Genomic DNA, 3,835 nt, shown 5'->3' on the forward strand with positions numbered 1-3,835 from the left:
GCTTGCGGGCGGGCTGGAAAGGACCCGCAAGAGAGGTCAGCGCTCAGTCGGCGATCAGGCCGATCAGCAGGTAGACCAGCACTGCCGAGCCGAAGCCGAGCAGGGTGCCGAGGGCGAAGGCGACGCGGACCAGCGTGACATCCACGTTGAAGTAGTTGGCAATGCCCGAGCAGACGCCCATTATCTTGCCGTTGACCTTGTCGAGGCGGAAACCGCGAGTGGTCTCGATCGGGCGGGGGGCCGAGTCGTCGAAGCGAAGCTGGCTCATCAGATCATCTCCTGCATGGCGGCGGGCGCCGAAGTGGTGTTGACGGGGGTGTGGACAGTGCCGGCAATCAGCGCGAGGCTGAGGGCGAAAGCGGTTGCTGCGGCGGCGATGCGGTTGGTGATGGCGGTCATGATCTTGTCCTCACGGTAATTGTTTGAGCCGTTATGGCTTAAGCGACCAGCGTTGCATGGGCCGTGCCAAACTAGCGGAATGGCGGATTTCTGCGGATCACGGCGGTCGGGCGGAACCTCGGCATCTTTCCCGCTCCTGAACAGTGGTGAAATTCCCCATTAATTGGCGAGCGTGTTGTCTTCACCGCTGCTGCTGACGCGCTTTGCAGCTTGCTTTTTTACGCGACCGGGCCTATTTGCGCCTCATCCCGACATTGTGAAAGCAAGGTCAGGCTGGTGCCACCGGGCACCGGCAGTGACCCGCTTTTGCCATTCGGCTTATTGGAGATTGCATGGCGGATATCGCGCGGATCGCGGAAGTTATCGAACCGGAGGCCAAGGCCTTGGGCTTCGATCTCGTACGCGTGCGCTATTTCAAGGGCGGCGAGATCGGTGACGAGGAGCATACGCTTCAGGTCATGGCGGAGCGGCCAGAGACCGGCCAGCTGGTGATCGAGGACTGCGCCGCGCTGTCGAATCGCATTTCCGACCGCTTCGACGAACTGGAAGAGGCGGGCGAAGTGCTGCTCGAAGACGCCTATCGCCTTGAAGTGTCATCGCCCGGCATCGACCGTCCGCTGACGCGACCCAAGGACTTTGCCGCCTGGGTCGGGCAGGAGGCTCGCATCGAGCTTTCCGAGCTGCTGGGCGAGCGCAAGCGTTTCCGTGGCGATCTTGCCGGCTTCGATGCCGAAACCCAGACCATTTCGATCGAGGACGATGGTATCGTGTTCGAGGTGCCGTTCGCCCTCGTTGCCAATGCCAAGCTGATCCTGACGGACAAGCTTATTGCCGCTTCCCGGCCGCTGGATACCAGCGGTGCGGACGAAATTCTCGAAGAACAGGAAGACTGACCCATGGCCAGTGCGATTTCCGCCAACCGCGCCGAACTGCTTGCAATCGCCAACGCGGTTGCCACCGAGAAGATGATCGACAAGTCGGTGGTCATCGAGGCGATGGAAGAGGCAATACAGAAGTCGGCGCGCAACCGTTATGGCGCCGAGAACGACATTCGCGCCAAGCTCGATCCGCGCACCGGCGACCTGCGCCTGTGGCGCGTCGTGGAAGTGGTCGAAGTAGTCGAGGACTACTTCAAGCAGGTTGACCTCAAGGCTGCCGAAAAGCTGCAGCCGGGCGCCAAGGTTGGCGACTTCATCGTCGATCCGCTGCCGCCGGTGGACCTGGGCCGCATCGACGCGCAGTCGGCCAAGCAGGTGATCTTCCAGAAGGTCCGCGATGCGGAGCGGGATCGCCAGTACGACGAGTTCAAGGATCGCGCGGGCGAAGTGATCACCGGCGTGATCAAGTCGGTCGAATTCGGCCACGTGATCGTGAACCTCGGCCGCGCCGAGGGCGTGATCCGCCGCGACCAGCAGATCCCGCGCGAAGTGCCGCGCGTGGGCGAGCGCGTCCGCGCGCTGATCATGAAGGTCGAGCGCCAGAATCGCGGGCCGCAGATCTTCCTTAGCCGCGCGCACCCCGAGTTCATGAAGAAGCTCTTCGCGCAGGAAGTGCCCGAGATCTACGACGGCATCATCGAGATCAAGGCTGCTGCCCGCGATCCGGGCTCGCGCGCGAAGATCGGCGTGATCAGCCGCGATTCGAGCATTGACCCGGTCGGCGCCTGCGTCGGCATGAAGGGCAGCCGCGTCCAGGCCGTCGTGCAGGAACTGCAGGGCGAAAAGATCGACATCATTCCCTGGAGCGAGGACACCGCGACGTTCGTGGTCAACGCGCTGCAGCCCGCTACGGTCAGCCGCGTGGTGATCGACGAGGAAGAGAGCCGCATCGAAGTCGTCGTGCCCGATGACCAGCTATCGCTCGCCATCGGTCGTCGCGGCCAGAACGTGCGTCTGGCCTCGTCGCTGACGGGTTCGGCCATCGACATCATGACCGAGGCGGAAGCTTCGGAGAAGCGCCAGAAGGAATTCGCCGAGCGTTCGAAGATGTTCGAGGAAGAACTCGACGTCGACGAGACGCTGTCGCAGCTGCTGGTGGCCGAAGGCTTCACCGAGCTGGAAGAAGTCGCCTACATCGAGACCAGCGAACTGGCGACGATCGAGGGCTTCGACGAAGAGCTGGCGGAAGAACTCCAGAGCCGCGCTGCCGAGGCGATCGAGCGCCGCGAGGAAGCCCTGCGCGAACAGCGCCGTGGCCTTGGCGTCGAAGATGCGCTGGCCGAGCTGCCGCACCTGACCGAAGCGATGCTCGTCACGCTGGGCAAGGCCGGTATCAAGACGCTTGACGACCTGGCGGACCTTGCCACCGACGAGCTGATCGCCAAGAAGCGCGCCGAACAGCGCCGCCGCAACGACAAGGGCCCGCGCGAAAAGAGCGATCGCCCCGAGCGCGTCGAGGACAAGGGTGGCGTGCTGGGCGAGTATGGCCTGAGCGAAGAACAGGGCAACGAGATCATCATGGCCGCGCGTGCCCACTGGTTCGATGACGAGCCAGTAGCTGAGGAGGCCGCCGATGCGGATTCCTCACAATGAGCCGCTAAGCTCCGACATCTCCGGCACTGCACCGGCGGGGAAGGCCTCGCCGGAGCGCAAGTGCGTGCTGACCGGGCGCCATGATGCGCGGGACGAACTGACGCGTCTTGCCATCTCGCCCGATGGCGGCGTGCTGCCTGACGTGATGGCGCGTGCCCCCGGGCGCGGGGCCTGGATCGGCGTGGACCGGCAAGCCCTTGAAAAAGCGATTGCCAATGGCAAACTTAAGGGAGCGCTGGCGCGTGCCTTCAAGGGTGCTGCGCTGTCCATTCCGGCCGATCTTCCCGAACGCATCGAACAGGCGCTGCGTCGCCTGGTGACCGACCGGCTCGGCATCGAGCTGCGGGCGGGCAATGTGCTGCTGGGCACAGAGAAGATTGCGCAAGGCTGCCGGGCGGGGGCTGTGACGTTCCTCGGCCATGCCTCCGACGCCGGCACCGATGGACCCAACAAGCTGGCGCAAGCCTGGCGCGTGGGCGAAGGCGCCGAGGGTTCGGGGATGAAAGGTGTCATCTTGCCGCTGGACCGAGCGGCGCTGTCTGTGGCATTGGGCCGCGACAACGTCGTTCACGTCGCGCTGACCGACCCCGCTGCCGCCGCAAGGCTGCAAGCGCCGCTGCAGCGCCTGATACATTTTCTCGGAAACGAGACTGAAGCCGCCGGATCCGAAACGGGTGCAGTGGCGAACGACGATATTGATACGAAGGGCGAATGAGTTCGATGAGCGATAGCGACAAGAAGCCGACACTGGGCCGTAGGCCGCTGGGTCTGAAGACCTCGGTGGAGGCGGGAGAGGTCAAGCAGACCTTCAGCCATGGTCGCACCAACAAGGTGGTGGTCGAAGTGAAGCGGCGCAAGCTGATGGGCCGGCCCGGCGAGGCCGCTCCTGTTGCTGCGCCTGCCGC

At 64.1% G+C, this 3,835-nt stretch carries 6 protein-coding genes; 4 read left to right on the top strand and 2 right to left on the bottom strand.

Features of this window, described 5'->3' with window-relative positions; genetic code table 11:
* Positions 1-43: 43 nt before the first annotated feature.
* Complete coding sequence (locus AX703_RS00030) at positions 44-268, bottom strand: PspC domain-containing protein (protein WP_062341712.1); 225 nt, start codon at positions 266-268, stop codon at positions 44-46.
* Positions 268-399 (bottom strand): hypothetical protein, encoded by a 132-nt coding sequence (locus tag AX703_RS28615; protein WP_255355009.1) that lies wholly within the window; start codon positions 397-399, stop codon positions 268-270. Before AX703_RS28615 ends, AX703_RS00030 begins: the two co-directional genes overlap by 1 nt.
* A 332-nt stretch (positions 400-731) precedes the next feature.
* Between AX703_RS28615 and rimP the strand changes: the two genes are divergently transcribed.
* From rimP to AX703_RS00050, 4 genes are all read left to right on the top strand, one after another.
* Complete coding sequence (gene rimP / locus AX703_RS00035; RefSeq protein WP_062341715.1) at positions 732-1,292, top strand: ribosome maturation protein RimP; 561 nt, start codon at positions 732-734, stop codon at positions 1,290-1,292.
* A gap of 3 nt (positions 1,293-1,295) precedes the next feature.
* Entirely contained in the window at positions 1,296-2,930 is a 1,635-nt protein-coding gene (nusA, locus tag AX703_RS00040; protein ID WP_039338736.1) for a transcription termination factor NusA, read from the top strand.
* The gene (locus tag AX703_RS00045; protein ID WP_062341717.1) at positions 2,911-3,645 is read left to right on the top strand and encodes a DUF448 domain-containing protein; all 735 of its coding nucleotides are present in this window, start codon (positions 2,911-2,913) and stop codon (positions 3,643-3,645) included. The genes nusA and AX703_RS00045 overlap by 20 nt, the downstream gene beginning before the upstream one ends.
* Before the next feature lie 5 nt (positions 3,646-3,650).
* A partial coding sequence (locus AX703_RS00050) for a translation initiation factor IF-2 associated domain-containing protein (RefSeq protein WP_197423564.1) occupies positions 3,651-3,835 on the top strand: 185 nt, incomplete at its 3' end.

This window comes from Novosphingobium sp. CCH12-A3, from assembly GCF_001556015.1.
GTDB classification, from domain to species: Bacteria; Pseudomonadota; Alphaproteobacteria; order Sphingomonadales; family Sphingomonadaceae; genus Novosphingobium; species Novosphingobium subterraneum.

Bases quoted from the DNA above. Each gene is read 5' to 3' on its own strand.
- rimP (WP_062341715.1), top strand. From the start codon at position 732: ATGGCGGATATCGCGCGGATCGCGGAAGTTATCGAACCGGAGGCCAAG.
- AX703_RS28615 (WP_255355009.1), bottom strand. From the start codon at position 399: ATGACCGCCATCACCAACCGCATCGCCGCCGCAGCAACCGCTTTCGCC.
- AX703_RS00045 (WP_062341717.1), top strand. From the start codon at position 2,911: ATGCGGATTCCTCACAATGAGCCGCTAAGCTCCGACATCTCCGGCACT.
- AX703_RS00030 (WP_062341712.1), bottom strand. From the start codon at position 268: ATGAGCCAGCTTCGCTTCGACGACTCGGCCCCCCGCCCGATCGAGACC.
- nusA (WP_039338736.1), top strand. From the start codon at position 1,296: ATGGCCAGTGCGATTTCCGCCAACCGCGCCGAACTGCTTGCAATCGCC.